The following is a 20,998-nucleotide window of genomic DNA, read 5'->3' as shown; positions in this document are numbered from 1 at the left end:
AAATTGAATACGTCTGTAGCGGAAACGATGATTCGATTCGACGGAATCCAGAAGTGGTACGGCCAATATCACGCACTCCGCGACATCAATCTGACGGTGAAGAAGGGTGAACGCGTCGTCATCTGCGGCCCTTCGGGAAGCGGCAAATCGACTCTTATTCGTTGCGTCAATGGTCTTGAGTCTTATCAGAAGGGTACGTTGAGCGTCGGGGGGACCACGCTTGGTAATCGCGAAGGCGTAGATCGCGTGCGGCAGGAGGTTGGCATGGTCTTCCAGGGATTCAACCTCTTTCCCCATATGTCGGTCCTTGAGAATTGCCTTCTGGCACCCATGTCGGCACTAAAACTGCCGCGCAAGGAAGCAGTCGACAAGGCAATGGGGCTGCTCGAGCGCGTCAAGATTGCCGACAAGGCGGAGAGCTATCCCAGCCAGCTGTCGGGCGGTCAGCAGCAACGTGTCGCCATTGCCCGCGCACTCTGCATGAACCCGAGAGTGATGCTCTTTGATGAACCGACCTCGGCACTGGACCCGGAGATGATTAAAGAGGTTCTGGACGTGATGACGGACCTTGCTTCCACGGGTATCACCATGCTGTGCGTTACCCACGAAATGGGCTTTGCGAAAGTGATGGCGGACCGGCTCATATTTATGGACCAAGGGACGGTCGTGGAAGAGAGGTCGCCCCGTGATTTCTTCGACGCGCCCGAGACCGACCGCGCGAAGGCCTTCCTGGCCCAGATTCTCCAGCACTAACGCACCGACTACCCACGTCGACTTCGGTTTATACCGATATATTGATATAAAGACACGATTGGTGACGTTGCGGTTGAGCCCTCTTCAGCGAAACTATGAACGCTCCTATTTCCATGATGATTGAACCGCTATCAGCGAATTCGCTTCTCATGCAGTCCGCTGCCCCTGTATCAGAGAAAGTGGCGGAAGAACTCGTTACCTCCCACTACGACATTCGTGGTCGGGTGACCCGACTTTCCGGAGAGCGCGACCAGAACTTCCTCATCAAAGACCCGCAAGGGCAGAAGTTTCTTCTCAAGATTTCCCATCCCGCGGAGGACCCCGCAGTCACCGACCTGCAAGTGTCCGTTCTACTTCACCCCGCGCGGAAGGACCCTTCACTTCCGGTTCAGCATGTCATTCCCAGCGTTGAAAACAACGCGATTGAATACGCCGAACTCAATGATGGCTCGAAGCGTTCGATGCGGCTGGTTTCATTCGTGGACGGAATGCTTCTGAAAGATGCGAAACCGAGTGTCGCGCTGCATCGAAACCTTGGTCGGATGCTTGCTCGAATCGGACTCGCGTTGCGCGATTTCGAGCATCCGGCAGCATTTCATCCCCTCTCCTGGGACATCCAACACGCGACGTCGCTCGTCGAATTCCTCCCTCGGGTGAAAGATGGTGCTCTCCGCAGTTCGCTTGAGAGCGTGTTCGACAAGTTCGCCACGGTCATTGCCCCTTCAATGGGTAACTTCAGGCGCCAGGTCGTGCATAACGATTTCAGCGCTGACAATGTACTCGTATTTGCCGGCGACAACTCCGAGGTTAGTGGGGTGCTTGATTTCGGTGATATGGCGCACACGCCTTTGATCAACGACGTTGCAGTTGCTGCGGCCTACCTGCTGGGCGACTCGGAAGACCTGCTCAATGATGCTGCCGTACTGGTTGGTGGCTATCACGAGGTCAACCCGTTGCTGAAGGACGAACTCGCTCTGTTGTACGACCTCGTCACCACCCGGATGGCCGTTCGCATTGCAATCACCGAGTGGCGTGCCATCGAATTTCCAGAAAACGCCGAATACATCCTTCGCAACACGCCGCGGTCGTGCTTGCAATTGAACCGTCTCCTCTCACTTGACCAGTTCCGCGCACAGCACGAACTGATTCGTTTCTGTCATACGGAGTAACTGCCCCATGTCTTCTACCGCTTACATGCTTAATGGCTTTGATGTGGCTAACACACACAAGGTCGAGCCGCACATGCAGGAACTCATCGCACAGCGCGCGAAGCGTCTCGGGCCGTCGTACAAGCTGTTCTATGAGCACCCGGTTCACTTCGTTCGTGCGGATGGCGTCTATCTCTATGACTCGAACGGCACTCCTTATCTTGACGTGTACAACAATGTTCCGTCGGTCGGCCATTGTCACCCGCGCGTCGTGGAGGCTGTCACGCGTCAGATGTCTACGTTGAATTCGCACACGCGATATTTGAACGAAGGGATTCTGAGCTACGCGGAGCAGTTGCTTTCGACCTTCCCTCAGGAGATGAGCAATGTGATGTTCACCTGTACGGGCAGTGAATCGGTCGACCTTGCCATGCGTGTTGCCCGATTCAATACCAAGGGCACTGGCTTCATTGTCACGCGTAACGCCTATCACGGCATTACGGCGTCGGTCGCGGAAATTTCACCGACCATGGGGCCGCATGTTCCCGTGGGTCAGCATGTTCGAATGGTAAAGGCGCCAGATGCATATCGCACTGCTCCTGGTGTGGACGTCGATACCGAGTTTGCCCAGGAGGTCGAGCGCGCCATTAACGAACTTGAGCGCCACGGTATCCGGTTCGCCGGCATGATTGTGGACACAGTGTTCTCGACTGACGGTCTCTTCCCGCACCCGGCGGGCTTCCTTCGCAAGGCCGTCGATGTCGTGCATCAGCGCGGCGGCCTTTTCATTGCTGACGAAGTGCAGCCCGGTTTCGCACGCCTGGGCGATTCGATGTGGGGTTTCCAGCGTCACAACATCCTGCCGGACATGGCTGTGATGGGCAAGCCGATGGGCAACGGCCTTCCGATTGCTGCTGTCGTGGCAAAACCGGAGCTGCTGGTGGAGTTCGGCAACAAGGTTCGGTACTTCAACACTTTTGGAGGCAACTCTGTCTGCATCGCAGCCGCTCAGGCAGTTCTTGACGTCATCATGGACGAGAAGCTCCAGGATAACTCGAAGAACATGGGCGCATACATCCTCAAGGGATTGCGCGAGTTGACGGCTGGTCATTCGGGCGTTGGCGATGTGCGCGGCTCCGGTCTCTACCTAGCCGTAGAGTTCGTCAAAGACAAGCAGACGAAGGAACCGGACGGTGAGTTTGCGCTGAAACTGGTGAATGCGCTTCGCGAAAATCGCGTGCTTATCAGCGCCACCGGACCTGCAGGCAACAGCCTAAAGATTCGCCCGCCGTTGCCTTTCACCCGGGAGAACAGCGACGAATTCCTCGATATTTTCAAGATGACCCTTGAGCAGATTTCCTGAGAGCGACCAGTTCAGGTCCTTCAGACTCTCTCGCCTGCTTCAAGGGGTGCAGTGGCCCGCCTCGTCACTTAAACAGGAGACGCTTTGATGTCAAGGCAGACTATTCTAATTACCGGTGCAGCGGGGCGTGTGGGCACGCTACTTCGCCCGATGCTGCGCAGCAGCTACAACCTGCGTCTTATTGACCTCGCGCCGATTGTCGATGCTCAGGATGATGAAGAGGTCTTTCGCGGCGACCTCGCAGACCCTCACATTGCGAAGCTGGCGGTCGCAGGTGCGAGTGGTGTCGTCCATCTCGCAGCAGCGGTTTCGCCGTCGATTGCTTTTAAGGAAACGTTGGGACCGAACTATCAGGCAGTTCTCAACCTTCTCGAAGCGTGCCGGATGCATGAAGTCAAACGCTTCATTTTCGCGAGCAGTCACCACGCTGTAGGACTGCTGTCCTCAGATTCGACTGTAGCGGACGACTCGTTGCCCGCTCCTGACGGGTTCTATGGGTTGAGCAAGGCATTTGGTGAGGCTGCGTGCGCAATGTATGCACATCGCTACGGTATCAGCACGCTAGCAATTCGCATCGGTAATGCTGACCCAGAGGTTGTCGACGGCCGACGTGAGCGGCTGTGGACGAGTGGCCGCGACCTGGTTCAACTCATTGAAATCGGTCTGAAGGCGGAAGACCTCAAATATGAGGTGGTTTATGGCGTTTCCCACTGTCCACGCCCCCTGTTGAACAACGAAATGGCCGAGCGTCTTGGATATTCCCCGATGGATTACGCATCGGAGAACCGGGCCCCAGAGTTTCGTCCTCTCGAGACCCTAAGCGCAAACGACGGAATTGACTACGTCGGTGGCTTTTTTGCGGTCTCCGACCTTCCTGACCCCACGGTGCAAAAATGAAGATCGTATCGGCTGAGACGATGGTTGTCGAAATCCCGTTCCAGCTTCGCGGAACGGGCGTGGGAATCATGCCTACAGCATGGAAGAGTCTTGAGTTCGCACTGGTCAGGCTTGAAGACGAACGGGGTAACGTCGGATGGGGCGAAGGCTTCGGATACTTCACGGTGGATGCGACCAAAGCAATCATGGACCAACTGATTCTTCCGACTCTCATCGGAACGACCATCGAGGATATCCCCGCGTGGAATCTGCAGACGCAGCGCCGCATTCACATGTTTGGTCGATATGGCGTGACCATGTTTGCAATCGGTGGCGTCGACCTTGCGCTCTGGGACCTGAAGGGCAAGCGCGAAGGCGTTTCGGTATCAAAGCTGCTTGGGAACGGACAGCGTACGTCGATTCCGTTTTACTGCAGTCCGGTGCGCTACGCCGACCCGAAACTCGCCGCAATGACCTGCGAAGAAGCAATGAAGGCCGGCTTTTCCGACATCAAGCTACACGAAATTGCGCTGAAGGAAATTGCAGCTTGTCGCGAGGTCCTCGGGGACACCCGCGCGATGTGTGTGGACGTCAACTGCGCATGGACGAAGGATTTCATTGACGCCAACCGGGCCGAGCTTGAGGAGTTGAATCTGAGCTGGCTTGAGGAGCCCATCTTCCCGCCCGAGGATTTCGAGGCGCTCGCTGAACGCCGTAGTTCGTCGTTCCCCATCGCCGCAGGCGAGAACTGGTGCACGACGCAGCAGTTCCGGTCCGCGCTCTCAGCAGGTGCCGTCGATATCGTCCAGCCTAGCGTCACGAAAGTTGGTGGCATTTCTGAGTTTGCGGCTGTACTCGATGTTGCGAGTCAGTTCGACGCATCTGTGATGCCGCACTCACCGTACTTCGGACCGGGCTTCTTCGCAAGTCTGCAACTGGCCGCAGCCTTCGATTCGGTCAAGGCGTTGGAGTGGAATTTTGTTCAGCCAGATGCATGGCTTGCAGACGTTGAAGGCATCCGGCGCGGCGATGTCGTGAATGTTCCGCAAGGACCTGGGCTCGGTTTTGAACCCGACATGGACGTCCTCAAACGTTACCGTCGCGCGTAGTTCGTCAGAGAGAAAAAGCAATGCTTCCAAATCATATCCGTGGACTCTGGTCGTCCAACCAGAAGGCGCTCAATGGTTGGCTGTCCATCCCCAATAGTTTCACGGCAGAAATCATGGCCGAGCAAGGCTACGATTCCATCACAATCGACCTGCAACATGGGGTGGTAGATGGGCAGACGTCGCTGGGTATGTTTCAGGCCATGCGAGCGTCAGGCGTGACCCCGATGGCTCGCGTGCCCTGGCTCGACGCCGGACAAATCATGAAGGCACTCGATACCGGGGCCTACGGAATCATCTGCCCGATGATCAACAGCAGGAAGCAAGCGGAAGAGTTCGTCTCATACCTTCGTTATCCACCCAACGGTGTCCGGAGCTACGGACCCACGCGAGCGGTCATCTCCGCAGGTCCGAACTATCGCTTTGAAGCGGACGAGCAGGTTGTCGGCTTCGCGATGATTGAGACAAGCGAAGCAATGTCCAACCTGAACGAGATTGTGGCGACCCCAGGCCTTGATGCTGTCTACATCGGGCCCGCAGACCTCGCCATTGATTTGACCGGAAAGAAGTATCAGCCAGGCTTCGACCGCGAAGAACCGGAAGTGACTGATGCAATTCAAAAGATCCTGACGGCCGCACATAGCGCCGGAATCCGCGCGGCGCTGCATTGCGGGTCCCCGGAGTATGCGCTCAAAGCGCTAGGGTGGGGTTTTGACCTCGTCACCGTGTCCAACGACGTCCGGTTGCTAACGGCGGCGGCAACAGCCAGCGTGCGACAGGTGCGCGAAGGAATGGCGTCTGTCATTAGCGAGACACCCGCCGCACAGACGGGCGGCTACTAAGTTCAATCGAGAAACCAGGAGAGAAGGATGGCTGACACATTTCGAGGAGACGGAGGAATTAAGCCTCTGCAACCGACGTTTGTTTGTGGACATGGACCGACCCACGTAATCGTCGCACACGGCTGGATGGGCGACAGTCACCTATTCGACCCATTGCTTCCGTTCATCGATGCGGAGCGGTTCACGTACGCATTTATCGACTGCCGTGGGTATGGAAGTCGGGTAGGCGAGAGCGGTCCGAAGACAATCGAGGCTGCGGCTGACGATGTTCTTTGCGTCGCTGCCCAACTAGGGTGGGAAAGATTCCACGTTGTCGGTCATTCGATGGGTGGCATGGTGGCCCAGCGCCTCATGGTCGACGTGCCTGACCGGTTGCAGTCGGTCGCCCTGATAGCGCCCGTTCCTGCTTGCGGGGCGACCTTGGACGATGCTCGACGCGCCTTACTCTCGAAGGCTATCCGCGAAACGGCAGCTCGCCGCGAACTCATTGATCTGAACACTGGCGGCCTGCGCGACAATGCGTGGCTGGACGACCTTCTGTCGGCAAGTGTGTCATCCACATCTGAAGCCGGACTGCTTGGATATCTCGAGTCGTGGGCAGGAACCAACTTCCAGAGCGAGGCGGAAGGTTCGAAGGTTCCAACGCTCGTGGTGGTGGGTGACGTCGACCCCGGCTGTTCGGAGGGCAGGATGAAAGATACGGCGCTTCGCTGGTATCCGCAGTCTACCCTGGTGCTATTGCCTCAGACCGGACATTACCCCATGCGCGAATGCCCGCAAGAACTCTCGCGGGTACTCAGCGATTTCTTCGTGATGCAGACAGCCTGAGAACAACTCTCGGCGACGGCATCCACGAAGCACTGAGCCAAACAGCGGAAGCTCGTTCTCTCGCATCTGTGTTTGTTGAACCATCGCCATCCATGCGTCGCGGCAAGCGCTGAGCTTTGGCGGGTGTTTGACCTCGCTGCGCATCGTAGGCGACACAAAGGAATACACCGATATATTGCTATATTTTTGGCGCGTTACACTGCTTTCACGTTAGCGAATTCAAGCAGTTGCGAAGGAGCCTCTCGCACAACGGAACCACATGTTTTTGAGGATATCTACGATGAATCAGCGTTTAGTCCGCTTGGCTGCCGCAACAGTGATGGCAATCGCAACGGTTTCGGCCCAGGCAAAAGATTGGAAGGTTGTTCGTGTCGCAGTTGAGGGCGTGTATCCGCCGTTTAACTACATGGACAAGGGACAACTTGTCGGCTTTGATGTTGATATAGCGAAAGCGCTCTGCTCGAAGATGCAGGTTCAATGTCAGTTCACCACCCAGGAGTGGGACGGCATGATTCCTGGCCTTATGTCGGGCAAGTACGATGCCATCATCTCCTCGATGGCTATCACGGATGAGCGCAAGCAAAAGGTCGATTTCTCTGACAAGTATTACGCCACGCCAGCACGCTTCATAGCGGCCAAGGACACTGACATCAAGGACGTGTCGCCCAAGGCACTGGAAGGAAAGACGATTGGCGTGCAGGGCTCGACCACGCAGGCCACCTATCTACAGGACCAGTACAAGAACTCGACCATCAAGACCTACAAGTCTGTCGATGATGCGAACATGGACCTCGCAGCTGGCCGCATCGACCTCGTGATGTCGGATTCGGTTCTGCTCTACGAATTCCTGTCCAAGACCAAAGATGGTTCGTGCTGCAAGTTTGTGGGCCCCGAAATCCGCAACGAAAAATACTTCGGCCCAGGCAAGGGAATCGCTGTACGGAAGGACTCAGACGACCTGCGCGACAAATTCAATGTGGCAATCAAGCAGATTCTGTCGGACGGAACGTACAAGACCATCAACGCAAAGTACTTTCCGTTCTCAGTCTATTGAGACGACGCACGAATGGTAAGCGCCGCCCATGTCGCTGCACGGGCGCGCCGATTCCTAGGCAGGATGCACAATGCGTAAGTATCTAAAGACGTTCCTTGCATTCGCCGCGTTTCTGCACAGACGCGATAAATGGGACGCGCATACGGCTTCGCGCAGGATTGCGGTCATTCACTTATGGTTTTCCGAATGTAAGGTGACTGTGGACTTTGCGGCGCTGCCGGTAGATATGATGCCACTCACGGGCTATTGAATGCCAGGAGGCGCTCCAGCGGTGCTTGAAGCGCGACCAGTACCTCCTCGAATCCGATTTCAATAATCGAGATGAATTGCCCATCGTTTCTGATGGATGCGCCTCTGTAGTCACTCGGGAACAAGGGCTGCTCGTTGTATTCGAAGGCCACGGGCCAATGTCTCAGCTGGCGCCTATGTCAAGGACCTGCGGCACTTTTGACGCTCCGTTTCGCAGTACAGAAGGTCGAGCCAGCTCTTCCTTTGGATGGCGGTCGTGTCTCCCCGTTGTCTGGAGACATTATTTAACGGTACACATGGTACAACTAATAGTATTACTAATAATTGATTTGGAAAAAAATGAAAAAATTCGCAACGACAGCAATCATTTCGGGGCTCGCGGCGCTAGCAGGCCAGGCGCATGCGCAAAGCACGGTCACGCTCTACGGCGTGGTAGATACGGGCCTCATGTACATCCACAACAGTGAAGGCCATTCCACGCAGATTGCAATGGCGAGTGGCGCGCAGTCCGGTCCACGGTTCGGCTTGAAGGGCACTGAAGATCTGGGCGGTGGCCTGAAGGCAATTTTCCAGATTGAGAACGGCTTCAACTCCACGAACGGCAAGCTTGGGCAGGGTAGTCGGATGTTTGGACGCCAGGCCTATGTCGGCCTGACCGGAAATGGTTGGGGAACTGTCACGTTGGGACGCCAGTACGACCCAACGGTGGACCTAGTGCAGCCTGTCTCAGGCGACAACTGGCTCGGCGGTTTCTTCACGAGCCCGGGAGACATTGATAACGCCGACAACAGCATCCGAATCAGCAATGCTGTGAAGTGGGTCAGCCCGAACTGGGGTGGTCTGCAAGTCGAAGCGCTGTATTCGTTCGGTGGTGTCGCTGGCGCTGTTGGGTCTGGACAGACATACAGCGGTGGCGCGAGCTACAGCAATGGCGCACTGTCGTTGGCCGCCGCATATCTACATATCGACAACGGCAATGGAGCGCTTTCAATTCGAGGAACGACGTCGGCAGACTCGCTCTTCAACAGTTCTGTCAACAACGCTTACGCTTCGGCACGTTCCATCAACATCACCCGGGCAGGTGGCAACTACGTGCTTGGTCAGTTTACGCTGGGCGATTACTACAGCTTCTCGCAGTACAACGCCGACGCCAAGTCAACGTTCGCCAACTCCGAGAAATATCACAACTTTGAAGTCTATTCGGTCTGGCAGGTTACGCCCGCGCTGCAGGGCCAAATCGGCTACGACTATATGACTTCTCATGGTGATTCTTCGGCGAAGCAACATACGGTCTCCATAGGCGCCGACTATTTCATCAGCAAGCGAACCGACGTGTATACCGTCTTTTCCTACGCGAAGGCCAGCGGGCAAAATGGCCTTGGTGCCGCCCAGGCTGTTATCGGTTCGAATGACGTCGACGCCGGCTCGGACAAGCAAGGCCTCGTTCTGGTTGGTCTGCGTCACAAGTTCTAAATTGCGTGGAACGTTGCGAGGGTGAGTTGCATCTTCATCCGAGCAACGTTTCTAACCGGTCTCCACGGGATGACGCCCGTTTGTCCCATGCACCCGCATGGGACTTTTTTCCCGCGCTTCTTTTCGGGGAACCTTGTCTTTGGCGCAGATTTCCGGTTAGAACGCTCCCGGCTGCATGAACCTTTGTGGGCCGTCCCAATAAATGTCGGCGTTAAATCAAGCGATCTGTGTCTGGAGCTGAAGCCGCAGTTTTAGGCCTTGGACTACAGGCGGCCCACAAACGGTCACTCGTCCAACGAAGCAAAGTCGGCAACAATTTCCCTTGCCGCAACGATTGAGGATCCGCCTAAAGCGCGACAGCGCGACGCCGGATGCGTCGGTGCAAGCAATTTTGTTACCACTAGACGGCCGGAAATTAGCGGCTTCCACGACTATCGAGAACAAAATTGCTTGCAAAAAGTTCAAGCAAAATTGTTCCTTCGGCCGACAGTTCAAGCAATTTTGTATCTTTTTCGACAGTGCGGCTGAATCTTCGCCTTGCATTCCTGCGAAAGCGCTCTATGGTCTTATAGGCATCCGCCCCCTGGCTATCGCCGAGCGGGCGCTATGGAGCGTCCATGGAAGCAGGCGACGTTGACGACAGCCTTTACTGCTCCACCCGGACGATGGGCAGGCGAACTATCGACACATCGCAGTGGGTCAGTCCCGATGAGGGTGCGCTCGAAGGCGGCCGGCGCGCGCTGTATTTTGCGAGGAAGGAAGCGGTCTCGCTGTATCTTTCCGGTGCGACGGCCGACACCATCAAGCGGCGTACCTCACTTGGCGCAAAACAGGCCTATCGTCTGATTCGTGAACGTTGCCTCGAAACCCATCCAGACGGGCGGCCTTACGGATGGCGGGGGCTGGTGCCGTGGGTGCGGCTCAAGCACTACCGGCGGTGTCGGAAGATCCAGCTCGATCATTTCGGTGGCGGCGCCGCTGGCGCGCTGCAGGCACTACTCGATGCCTGGCCAGAGCTTCGCCACGCATTCGAAGCACGTATTTTGGCGGGCGTCTCAGGCAAGCGGCTGGTCGAAACGAAGCAGTCGAAAAGGCGCCATTGCGCATGGTTTCTCGACCAACTTCGTGGCCTTGGGTATGAGCAGCGCGGCGAGTGGCTGTTTAATACGGCAAGGTTGGGTTATGTCTCGATTGGCCGGTATGTTGACAGCGTGCTGTCGGCGAACCCAAGAGCGTTAGCCGCGACGAGCGGCGGCCCGGACCTGGTCTTAAAGCTGAAGACCGGGGACGGCGCTGGACGGCCGGTTATGAAGTTCATGCAGCGTGTCGAGATGGATGCACACAAACTCGACGGACGCTTTTGTGTGTCGCTTCCCCTGATGGGGGGCGGTTTCCAGGAGAAGATCGTTCATCGCCTGTGGGTCATCGTGATCCTTGAGGTGGTTTCGCGCGCGGTACTCGGCTACTACCTCAGCATGAGGCGGGAAGTATCAAAAGACGACGTCCTGCGCGCGCTCAAACGGGCATTGAGCAGGTGGTGCGTGCGCCCAGTGAGTTTCTGCGACAAACCGTATCTGTCCGAAGCCGGGCTCCTCTCGGGGCTTGGCGACGATTTCGCCGGACTGTGCTGGGATGAAACCAGCGTAGACGGCGCCCTGGCGGAAACCTGCCAGCACGTGCGCGATGCGCTGCGCGATGCGGTTGGCGCCACGGTACTTGACCCAAAAAACTCGTTTTCGAAACGTCGAAGCAAGGACGATCGGCCATTTATCGAAGCTTTTTTTTCGTAACCTGGCGGGACAGGGCTTTCAGCGCCTTTCCAACACCACTGGCGGCAAGCCTCAGGACCGCAAGGGCCGGCAGCCGGAAGAGGTTGCCCTGGCGAGCCGATTCCAGTACGAGTATGCGGAAGAGTTGCTTGACGTGCTCGTCGCAAACTACAACGCCACGCCACACAGCGGCATCGGCAACCGGACGCCGCTGGCGTATGCGAAGTTCCTGTATCAGCATTCGCAGCAAACCTTGCGTCGAGCCGATCCTGCCGTTGTAGACGCACTATTGAGCATTCGCAAGCGCTGTATCGTGCGCGGCGGCGCGCAGACGGGGCGCGCCCCGTTTGTCGAGTTCTATTACGGACGCTACACGAACGAGGTGCTTCACAATCGGCACGACCTCGTCGGGTCCGCGATCTGGGTGGTCTGTCACAAGGAGGACGATTGCCGGGTCGCGCTCGCCTCCACGCTCGACGGCATGTTGCTCGGCGTGCTGCGGGCGGCGCCGCCCTGGAACATCTCGCCGCACAGTCTTTCCGTTCGAGCTGCAATCCGTCAGGCCTGTTCGCGCGGGCAGTTCACGATCCCGGCGGGCGCAGATGCCATCGATGCCTTCATGCGTTATGTAGAAAGCCACGCGCATCACCGCTTGCCCGTCCATCCGGCCTACCTGGAAGCACGGCGCATATTGTCTGCGGCTGCCGACCCGTCAATCGGGGCTGCCATGCTGGACGCAGCGATGGCTCGGGGCCAGCAGGCGGCCAGCGACGCTTCCGGCGACGACAGCACGGGCGGTAAGGCCACACGCAGCCCGGTGCGGCACGGCGCGGCGGCTCCACCGAAGCAGGCGGGTCCCGGCGCCACGCTCCCGCCACGTCGAATGGCGGAATCGCGGTAGGCCATGCGGTTCTCCCTGCCCGAGCGCGTCGATCCGCGACATTGCATCGTGACGAAGCAGTACGCGGTATATACGCCACCCATGCACGAAATGATCGAGCAGATCGGCGAATGGATCGACCAGCAACGACCGGGCGGCTACATCTATGGCGCCTCGCGGCTGGGCAAGTCGCGCTGCGTACAGTGGTATGTTGAAAAGGTGCTGCAAGAGCGCTTTAGCGCCGTGGTGCCACTGGTGGTGTGGAACCGCCGTCCGGACAGTCAGACAAGCGAGGCGGGATTCTGGCATCAACTGTTGCTCGCTTCACACTTCGAATTCGCCCATCCGACGAAACCGCCGAAAAAAGCGGAAGGGATCTACCTCTGCAAACAGCGCTTCATTGCTCTTGCGAATAACGCGAAGCGAAATTACGTGATGCTAATCATTGACGAAGCGCAGGATATCACGTTCCGGGAGTGGAAATGGCTGCTCGGTATCCAGAATGACCTCGATTATGAAGGCTACCTGCTGAGCGTTTTTTCCGTCGGCTCGCACCAGCTGAACTATCGTCATGAGTATATGGCGATCACGGGCAACGCCCACTTGGCCGCGCGTTTTATGGCTGCGCATGCGCGGTTTCATGGTCTGCGCCCGCCGGACGAAATCGCATACGTGCTCAACGGCTACGACATCGATTCTGAGTGGCCACCTGGGAGCAGCGTTTCATACCTGCAATACTTCGCACCGGGCGAATTCAGGGAAGGGCGCCGGCTCGCGGACTGCGCAAGTCACCTATGGAAAGCGCTTATTGAGCTTTCGCCCGAATCTGCACGCCGGCATTTCGAGTTTCCCATGCAGCATGTCGCCAGGGCAACCGAGGCGATACTCTTCCAGTTGGCCGTGGGCGAGACCTGGGACGAGGTGACGTCCTACGAAAACTGGCTGCGTGAACTCGCGAAATCCAATTTTTCGGATCACATGCGAATAATCGCCAACAGCAACTGACGGATATGGCTGCGTATCCCTCCGTCAACTGGTGGCCCGGCAATCTCCGCCCGTATGAGTCCAGGCTGTCGGTCCTTGTCCGTTTCCGGGAGTTGAACGGTATCAGCAGCGACAGGTGTTTGAGGTTCCTGAGCATTGCCCCGGATCCAGATTCGCCGCTGCCGCACGAGGAGGCAGTTCGTCTGTCGGAGATCCTGCACGAAGCGTTGCCTGATGTTCAGGCTTTCATTTCGCCGTCCGTCGTGTTCGTAAATTGTGGGCACTACGGCCCCCCGCCAAACAGGCGCGATCGTCATTGCGTGCGCTATTGCGACGCATGTGCACAGCGCGGCTACCACAGCTATCTGCATGAGCTGGGTTGGCTTTCCAGATGTCCGTTCCATATGTGCGAACTGAAAGACGCATGGGTCGGAGTGCATGCAGGTTCCGTCGCGGCCGGACACATGGCTGCACTCAAAATCGTGATGCAGGAGCACTGCGGGTCTTGGCCCCATTGCAACAACTCTTTTCCTTCTGGCGAAGATGAATATCTGTCGCTTCTTCGAGACTGGGTCACCCGCGCTAGCCTGGCCGCAGCACACATGGCGCGAAGAGAGATATGGCGCTCAGGAGACGATGGATTTCTGGGAAACCTCTCATTGGCCCAAGCTTTTGGCCAGTTGCGTGCTCTCGTGCCGATGCCTGAAGTAATTGAGTCTCTCCTTGTAAAACCTGGAGACACCTGGGGCATGGAGACCTGTCGTTTTCCACCGCAGACCAGGATCAAGCTCGAGCATCTCCGGTCACGAGGTCTCGGATTCGCCAGCGTCCTTGACTTCTACAAGTGCATCAGCGCGTTTTCCGTGGCTTCGCCTTCTTTTGTCACCCTCGCCAGGCATGCCCAGGATTCCCTCCGGGAACGCCACGGCATCTGTCGCTGTGAATGGAAACTGACGGTTGAAGGGTGGCACCCCAACTGGGTCAGGACGCATAGGGAGGACAGCAAACACTGGTCGTTCCGATGCCCATTTGACGTTGCTCTCGCTGAACTTGATCTCTGTTGGGCGCATCAGGATCCGGGGCAAATCGGCCGAAATCCAACTCAAAAACTGGCGCGTTTCGTCGGACTGGCTCACGAAATGCGTGCTGCGGGGCTTATCCGATATGTAAAGGATTCCAAGATATCAACCAAGGGGTACCTCTATACCGATCAGGAGATAGCATCGTGTTGCGCGTGGTTGCACGGTTCACCGCTCTCGGAGTTTCTCGAAAAGGCGGCAGAGTGGGAAGTCGAGGCCACACGCAGCGCTGTCTCGGTGTGGCTGGATAACATTGACCGTGGGCGTCCACCTGGGCAACGGGATGACCCAAAATATTGCATCCGCCTCCTGGAAACCGACGACGGATTGTCGCTCATCCGGTGGGTCAAGGAACCCGAAGGGCCGGTTCGTGCATGTACCTCGCCCGGGTGGCGAAAGACGGCCACCTGAATGCTGATTTTGTCTTCGCGCTGGCGATGAGGTACATGGTGACCGGCAGCCCCGATGACGAATGCAGTCTCTGGCGTCCTCATATACCATTGCAAAGATGCTGCCCGGGAGCCAATCATGGACGTGATCCGCAGCAAGCGCCCGATACAACCCGCAAATACCCGAAGGCCGCTGCGCAGGTGCGCGTGTTTTTGGGTCAGCCTCGATCGCGACACCAAGGGGGCGAGGAACAAAATTACTTGCAAAACGGGAACAAAGTTACTTGAACCAACGGCTGCGCCGTCAAACTGTTGCTGAGTCCGGAAAACCTGAAGCGTGCCGCCCGTTCGACCTTCGTACTGGATGCCGGTCTCAGCGCGTAGCGCTTGCAGACAGTCCCGGCTGTATTCGGCGAGGCGCACCATGCGCGCTTTGTTGATGGCATAACGTTCGGCCGTGCAGTTCTGCAGCATCTGCCACATCCACTGCAGCTGGAACTGCTTGTCCGCGTCGTCTGGGCGAATCGCGAGCGGTGCGTGCTTCTGAAACATCCATTTCACGGCTTTGAGCGGCACGCCCGGCGCTGCCCACGGCGCCGCGTAGCCGGGCGAAATCTGCCCCGCGTTCGCAAAACTCGTCTCCAGCGCGGGACCTCGTTCGCGGTCGATGACGGTGACCTCGTGTCCTGCACGTGCGAGATAAAACGCGCTCGTCACACCGACGACTCCACTGCCCAAAACAACAACTCGCATGGCGTCTGCCTGGTTGACAGTCTAGATCGCGCATCCTAGTCTGTGTGCAACGATGCACACATAAAAGTGCTCAGGAATGTGTGATGATCGGGTTCACTTCAACGATTTACCGATGACCTCGGGAGGTAATTATGGTTCTGCTTGCTCGCTTCACCCGGCACGCTTTGACGTGCCTGGCTGTAACCGGTCTTCTCGCTGTTGGCATCCCGGCTCACGCGGATGACGCCAGCGCCTGGCAAAGTGTCAAGAAAGCTGGTGTTCTCCGTTGCGGCGCGGCCATCGCGCCGCCCTATGTGATGCGTGACCCGAAGACGGGCGAATACAGTGGATTCTTTTCGGACCTTTGTCGCAGCTTTGGGCGGGACGTGCTTAAGGTAAAGGTTGAGTTCATCGATACCACCTGGGACAACATCGTCGCCGGTTTGCAGTCCGACAAGTGGGACCTCTCGATGGCGTTGAATGACACGCCGGAACGCGAAAAAGCCATTTCCTTCTCCGCCCCTGCCACGGACTACAACGTCTCCTTTGCCTACAACAGGAACAATCCAAAGATTTCCAAGGGCGCTCAAACCATCGCCGATATTGACAAGCCGGAAGTGACCGTCGCGGTCATGTCGGGATCTGCGCAGGACAAGGCGATTTCGGCCGCGCTGAAGCAGGCGCGCATCATGCGATTGCCGGGTAACGACGAGACCCGCCTCGCTCTCATGTCGAAGCGCGCGGACCTCCTCGCTGACGCAAACATCACCAACATGCTTCTGACGGAAGCGCATCCCGACTGGGCCGCAGTCATTCGTCCGCAGCCGCCGCTCGCGCAACAGGAAGTCGCCTTCGGTGTCAAGAAGGAAACGCCGGCCGCTGACATCGCCGTACTCAACAAATACGTGCAGGAACAGGTCAAATCCGGCGCAGTCGACCGCCTCATCAAGGTGTCTGTTCACGCCATGCTGGTCGCAAACAAGTAAAGCCACCGCCGGCGCGCACCGCGCATGAAATGCGCAGCGCCGAGTACGTTTGCAGAATCACGCGTCGATCAGACTCCGACAAGTTTGACGGCGTAACGCAGTACGCAAGACTGCGCATAGATTGAACAGGATCGCGAGATCGTTATCCGCCAGTTACCAAGCAGTACTGACTTGGCAGCGGCTGGCACGGTCGCCAGCCGTTGTTCATTCGAATCACACACCACGCGCCCGCGGGCGCGTTCGCTGGAGAGATTCCATGCATTCTTCGCAACCGCTGATCAGTCAACCCGATATTCCGTCGGGCGCGCTCGAATCAGCCAACTCAACCTTCGGCGATTTCGTGCAGTTTCGAGACGTCTACAAATCCTACGGTCCGAACCTCGTCGTCATGGACCACATGAACCTGGACATGCGCGCCGACGACAGGCTAGTCATCATCGGACCGAGCGGAAGCGGTAAAAGCTCGCTGCTTCGCGTCATGATGGGCCTCGAAGGCGTCCAGAGCGGCCAGATTGGCTTCCAGGGCAAGCCCTACATTTACGGAGCCGACTCGGGAAAGTCGAAGCGCATCGATACCAGGCTGCAGAAGCAGGTTGGCATGGTGTTCCAGCACTACACGCTGTTTCCGCACCTGTCCGTCCTGGGGAACCTCATCCTCGCCCCGATGAAGGTCAGCGGCATCACCAAAGCAGAAGCGACTGAGCGAGCTCGCAAGTATCTGGCCCGGCTCGGCCTTGAAAGCAAGCTCCACGCATACCCGAGCCAGCTCTCCGGCGGCCAGAAGCAGCGGGTGGCCATTGCGCGTGCCCTCATGCTCGAGCCCAAGCTGATGTTGTTCGATGAAGTCACGTCGGCCCTCGACCCGGAGATGGTCATCGAAGTGCAAAACGTGATGCTTCAGCTTGCGGAACAGAAGATGGCGATGATCATCGTGACGCACGATATGCACTTTGCGCGTGACATCGCCACTCGCGTGGTCTTCTGTGCGAGCGGAAAAATCGTCGAACAAGGCGCTCCGGCCGAAATATTCAAGTGCCCCAGGGAAGCTCGCACGCGTGAGTTCCTCGAGAAAGTGCTGCATCTCGACTGAGGTCCGAACATGAACTACCACTTCGATTTCCGCTTTCTCGAGGGCAGTTTCGGCGCACTGTTCGATGGCCTCAGAGTCACCATCGAGCTTGCTGTCGCCTCGAACCTCATGGGGCTTGTGCTCGGCTTCCTTCTCTGTCTCATGGCAATGAGCAGATGGGTCGCCGTGCGCTGGCCGGCTCAACTGTTCATCGAGTTTTTCCGCTGCACGCCGGCGCTCCTGCAGATCGTCTGGTTCTTTTACTGCATTCCGATGATGGTCGACGTCTTCATCGACCCCATCTTGATGGGGGTGCTCGCGCTTGGTCTCAACCTGACCGCGTTCAACGCTGAAGCCTACCGTGCAGGCGTCCAGGCGGTCCCCAAGGAACACCTCGACGCATGCGTCGCCTTGGGTCTCAAGCCGTGGCAACGCACCCTGTATGTCGTGCTGCCTCAAGCTCTTCGCAGCGCCATGCCGGTCCTCATGACCAATGGCATCGGCAGCCTGCAGCAAAGCGCGCTCGTCGCCATCGTCGCGGTCGCTGACTTGATGTATGTCGGCAAGAGTCTCGCGACGGAAGCCTATCGGCCGCTCGAAACCTACACGGTTGTCGCGCTCATCTACTTTGCCCTGTCCCTGCCCATCGCAAAGCTCGTCCATGTGATCGAGCGGCGTCAGGACCTGGCAGTCAAGCGTTGAGGAGAATGCCATGCACCTCGATTTCTCAGCTGTTCTTCCTTACTGGCTGGTCCTGCTCAAAGGGCTGGGTCTTACCGTTGCGTTCACGAGTAGCTGTGCCGTCATCGGAAGTCTCGCCGGGTTTGTGCTGAGCCTGCTTCGCATGTCGCCCAATCGCCTGCTCAAAGGTGCGACGACGCTTTACGTCGAGTTCTTCCGCGGCACGCCGCTGCTCATCCAGCTTTTTTGGGTGTTCTTCTGTTTTCCGGTCGTCTTCCGGGTCGATATACCACCCTATGTCTCGGTTGTAATTTCCTTGACCTTGTATATGGCGGCCATCACCAGCGAGACGTTCCGGGGCGCATTGAAGTCCATTTCCGCCGAACAGCACGATGCCTGTACTGCTTTGAGCCTGACGCCCCAGGCGAAGATCCTTTATGTGATTTTCCCTCAGGCGCTGCTGCGCGCGATTCCGCCGCTGCTCTCGAATGTCGTGAGTCTGTTCAAGGAGAGCGCGCTCATCTCGTCGGTGGGCGTAGCGGACCTGATGTTCGTCGGGCAGAACATCTCGAATAGCACAGCAAAGCCGGTCGAGTTTCTGACGACCGTCGCCATCATCTACTTCCTGGTGGCTTTTCCGCTTACGCGCCTCGTTGGCGTAGTCGAGTCGCGATTCCTCAGGCGCTTCGCTTACTAACCTTACCCGTCTACTGATGTTATTGGAGAAACACATGCAGATGAAAGGCATCCTGCCCGCACTCGTTACCCCGTTCAGCACTGCCGGTGCAGTCGACCACGACGTTCTCGCCAACATTCTTGAGTTTCAACTCAAGGCCGGCGTCGCCGGTTTTGTCCCTCTCGGTTCGACGGGCGAATACTACGCTCTCGCCCATGACGAGCGTCGCGCGATTCTCAAGACGGTTCTCGAAGTCGTCGGTGATCGCGGCACGCTCATCGCTGGTGCGAATGGTTCGTGTACTCGCGAAGTGATCGAGCAAACGCAACTGGTCCGTGACGCAGGCTACGAGAACGTTCTCATCGCTCCGCCGTATTACGCGCTGCCATCACAGGAAGAACTCATCGGCCACTACGAAGCCATTCTGAAAGCAGTGCCGGACGTCAACGTCGTCCTCTACAACTACCCGGTTCGCACGAATGTGGAGGTCGGTTTCGGCGTGCTGGATGCCTTCAAGGACAACCCGCGCGTCGTGGGGATCAAGGAAAGCAGCGGCAACCTGCTGCGGGCTATCGAAATTGGCGAGACGTACAAGGATAACTACCAGCTGTCCTGCGGTTCCGACGACCAGGCGCTCGACTTTTTCCTCTGGGGTGCGAGCAGCTGGATTTGTGGTCCGGCGAACTGTTTCGTGAAGCCGGTCGTGGACTTTTACAACAAGTTCTCCGCCGGCGACATTCGCGGCGCCCAGGACGTGATGCGCTCGCTCTTCCCGGTCATGGCGACGATGGAAGCTGGCAAGTTTGTGCAGAAGGTCAAGTATGGCTGCGAACTCGCAGGCTTCAAGGTGGGCTCTGCCCGCATGCCTCTGCAGCCTCTCACGGAACAGGAAAAGGCTGACTTCCGCAAGGTCTTCGAAGCCGCCCAGGCGTAAACGTGAAGCCGGCGGAGCAGTCCGCCGGCACTCTATCAAGGACAAGAGCGATGCGCTGGAACAGGACGCTTACGATGGTCGGTTGCCATGCGGAAGGCGAGGTCGGCAACGTCGTTACGGGCGGTCTGATTGACGTGCCAGGCAACACGATGTTCGAGAAGATGGTTTACCTTGAGGAGTATGGCGACGAGCTCCGCAAAATCTGTCTTTTCGAGCCTCGCGGCTCCGTGAATCACAACGTCAACTTCATTTTGCCTGCGACGGACCCGCGCGCGCAGATGGGTTACGTGATTGGAGAGTCCACCGAGTACGTCGCGATGTCAGGCTCGAACACCATGTGCGTGGCAACGGTGCTGCTGGAAACTGGCATCCTCAAGATGCACGAACCGGTGACCGAACTCATACTGGAGGCGCCAGCCGGACTCATCCACGCACGCTGCGAGTGTTCGAATGGCAAAGTAACGCGCGTCGAGTTCACGAATCAACCGGCCTTCGTCGCCAACCTGAATGCCGATATCGAAGTGAAGGGCCTCGGCAGTATCAAGATCGATGTCGCGTATGGGGGCATGACTTACGCTCTGGTCGACGCGCAGTCTCTTGGCTTCAGCATCACGCCGGATGTAGCGCGCGAGCTTTGCGAACTCGGCCAGAAAATCAAGGCAGCAGCCGTAGACCAGTTGCCGTTTTCACATCCTCTCAATCCGCTAATCAAGGGCGTCACGAACACCCAGTTCATGGGGCCACTCCAGCGGGAGAACGGCAAGCTCTTCGCGCGCAACACGGTGATTGTTTCGCCGGGACGATGCGACCGTTCTCCATGCGGAACGGGAACGTCAGCGCGCCTCAGTGTGCTGCACGCGCGTGGTCTGATCGACGTCGGTGAGACCTTCATTCACGAATCCATCACGGGGTCACGGTTCGAAAGCCGGGTTGCGTCGACGACACGTGTTGGCAACTACGATGCAATCGTGCCAGTGGTGTCGGGACAGGCATGGATTACCTCGATTTCGCAGGTTGGCGTTGACCCCACGGACAGGTTTCAGACCGGCTTCACCTTGGCAGACACCTGGCTTGAGGCGGTCGACAACAAGCTCATCAAATCCCACCAATCGATTGCAGGCTGAATC

The 20,998-nt window shown here is 57.5% G+C and carries 19 protein-coding genes and 1 pseudogene; 18 read left to right on the top strand and 2 right to left on the bottom strand.

Annotated elements, in window-relative coordinates; translation table 11 throughout:
• Positions 1-27 precede the first annotated feature (27 nt).
• From AB3X95_RS29575 to AB3X95_RS29520, 12 genes are all read left to right on the top strand, one after another.
• A complete protein-coding gene (locus tag AB3X95_RS29575) occupies positions 28-753 on the top strand; it encodes an amino acid ABC transporter ATP-binding protein (RefSeq protein WP_368593305.1) in 726 nt (241 codons plus the stop codon).
• A gap of 95 nt (positions 754-848) precedes the next feature.
• A complete protein-coding gene (locus AB3X95_RS29570; protein ID WP_368593251.1) occupies positions 849-1,922 on the top strand; it encodes a phosphotransferase in 1,074 nt (357 codons plus the stop codon).
• A 7-nt stretch (positions 1,923-1,929) separates the two neighbouring features.
• Positions 1,930-3,264, top strand: a complete 1,335-nt coding sequence (locus tag AB3X95_RS29565) for an aspartate aminotransferase family protein (RefSeq protein ID WP_368623238.1) — start codon at positions 1,930-1,932, stop codon at positions 3,262-3,264.
• Between the two features lie 87 nt (positions 3,265-3,351).
• On the top strand, positions 3,352-4,161 hold the full coding sequence (locus AB3X95_RS29560) for an NAD-dependent epimerase/dehydratase family protein (protein WP_368593253.1): 810 nt from the start codon (positions 3,352-3,354) through the stop codon (positions 4,159-4,161).
• Positions 4,158-5,249 carry a mandelate racemase/muconate lactonizing enzyme family protein gene (locus AB3X95_RS29555; RefSeq protein WP_368593254.1) on the top strand — a complete coding sequence of 364 codons (1,092 nt, stop codon included), beginning with the start codon at positions 4,158-4,160 and terminating at the stop codon, positions 5,247-5,249. Before AB3X95_RS29560 ends, AB3X95_RS29555 begins: the two co-directional genes overlap by 4 nt.
• A 20-nt stretch (positions 5,250-5,269) precedes the next feature.
• Positions 5,270-6,088 carry an HpcH/HpaI aldolase/citrate lyase family protein gene (locus AB3X95_RS29550; RefSeq protein ID WP_368593255.1) on the top strand — a complete coding sequence of 273 codons (819 nt, stop codon included), beginning with the start codon at positions 5,270-5,272 and terminating at the stop codon, positions 6,086-6,088.
• A gap of 27 nt (positions 6,089-6,115) precedes the next feature.
• Complete coding sequence (locus AB3X95_RS29545; RefSeq protein ID WP_368623237.1) at positions 6,116-6,916, top strand: alpha/beta fold hydrolase; 801 nt, start codon at positions 6,116-6,118, stop codon at positions 6,914-6,916.
• A gap of 280 nt (positions 6,917-7,196) precedes the next feature.
• Positions 7,197-7,970, top strand: coding sequence for a lysine/arginine/ornithine ABC transporter substrate-binding protein (locus AB3X95_RS29540; RefSeq protein WP_368593257.1), 774 nt, complete (start codon positions 7,197-7,199; stop codon positions 7,968-7,970).
• 588 nt (positions 7,971-8,558) lie between these two features.
• Complete coding sequence (locus tag AB3X95_RS29535; protein WP_368593258.1) at positions 8,559-9,692, top strand: porin; 1,134 nt, start codon at positions 8,559-8,561, stop codon at positions 9,690-9,692.
• A 617-nt stretch (positions 9,693-10,309) separates the two neighbouring features.
• Positions 10,310-11,482 carry a hypothetical protein gene (locus AB3X95_RS29530; RefSeq protein WP_368593259.1) on the top strand — a complete coding sequence of 391 codons (1,173 nt, stop codon included), beginning with the start codon at positions 10,310-10,312 and terminating at the stop codon, positions 11,480-11,482.
• Positions 11,409-12,362: a hypothetical protein gene (locus tag AB3X95_RS29525; protein ID WP_368593260.1), complete on the top strand. Its 954-nt coding sequence runs from the start codon at positions 11,409-11,411 to the stop codon at positions 12,360-12,362. The genes AB3X95_RS29530 and AB3X95_RS29525 overlap by 74 nt, the downstream gene beginning before the upstream one ends.
• 3 nt (positions 12,363-12,365) lie before the next feature.
• The gene (locus tag AB3X95_RS29520; RefSeq protein WP_368593261.1) at positions 12,366-13,346 is read left to right on the top strand and encodes an ATP-binding protein; all 981 of its coding nucleotides are present in this window, start codon (positions 12,366-12,368) and stop codon (positions 13,344-13,346) included.
• 782 nt (positions 13,347-14,128) lie between these two features.
• On the opposite strand, the gene AB3X95_RS29515 is transcribed toward AB3X95_RS29520, so the two are convergent.
• Positions 14,129-14,461 carry a hypothetical protein gene (locus AB3X95_RS29515; protein WP_368623236.1) on the bottom strand — a complete coding sequence of 111 codons (333 nt, stop codon included), beginning with the start codon at positions 14,459-14,461 and terminating at the stop codon, positions 14,129-14,131.
• Positions 14,462-15,090: 629 nt separating this feature from the next.
• Positions 15,091-15,546: pseudogene (locus AB3X95_RS29510) on the bottom strand (FAD-dependent oxidoreductase); the annotation flags it as partial.
• Between the two features lie 131 nt (positions 15,547-15,677).
• On the opposite strand from AB3X95_RS29510, the gene AB3X95_RS29505 reads away from it, so the two are divergent.
• The 6 genes from AB3X95_RS29505 to AB3X95_RS29480 all read left to right on the top strand — a co-directional run bounded on the left by AB3X95_RS29505 (position 15,678) and on the right by AB3X95_RS29480 (position 20,995).
• Complete coding sequence (locus tag AB3X95_RS29505) at positions 15,678-16,511, top strand: transporter substrate-binding domain-containing protein (RefSeq protein WP_368593263.1); 834 nt, start codon at positions 15,678-15,680, stop codon at positions 16,509-16,511.
• A 256-nt stretch (positions 16,512-16,767) separates the two neighbouring features.
• Entirely contained in the window at positions 16,768-17,601 is an 834-nt protein-coding gene (locus tag AB3X95_RS29500) for an amino acid ABC transporter ATP-binding protein (protein ID WP_368593264.1), read from the top strand.
• A 9-nt stretch (positions 17,602-17,610) separates the two neighbouring features.
• On the top strand, positions 17,611-18,282 hold the full coding sequence (locus AB3X95_RS29495) for an amino acid ABC transporter permease (RefSeq protein ID WP_368593265.1): 672 nt from the start codon (positions 17,611-17,613) through the stop codon (positions 18,280-18,282).
• A gap of 10 nt (positions 18,283-18,292) precedes the next feature.
• Entirely contained in the window at positions 18,293-18,958 is a 666-nt protein-coding gene (locus AB3X95_RS29490; RefSeq protein ID WP_368593266.1) for an amino acid ABC transporter permease, read from the top strand.
• Between the two features lie 34 nt (positions 18,959-18,992).
• Positions 18,993-19,871, top strand: a complete 879-nt coding sequence (locus tag AB3X95_RS29485) for a dihydrodipicolinate synthase family protein (protein WP_368593267.1) — start codon at positions 18,993-18,995, stop codon at positions 19,869-19,871.
• 50 nt (positions 19,872-19,921) lie between these two features.
• Positions 19,922-20,995 carry a proline racemase family protein gene (locus AB3X95_RS29480; RefSeq protein WP_368593268.1) on the top strand — a complete coding sequence of 358 codons (1,074 nt, stop codon included), beginning with the start codon at positions 19,922-19,924 and terminating at the stop codon, positions 20,993-20,995.
• Positions 20,996-20,998 lie beyond the last annotated feature (3 nt).

This window comes from Paraburkholderia sp. BR13444, from assembly GCF_040948755.1.
In the GTDB taxonomy this organism is placed as follows: domain Bacteria; phylum Pseudomonadota; class Gammaproteobacteria; order Burkholderiales; family Burkholderiaceae; genus Paraburkholderia; species Paraburkholderia youngii.
The sequence above is the reverse complement of the archived record's forward strand: the minus strand, read 5'-3'. Positions and strand labels throughout refer to the sequence as shown.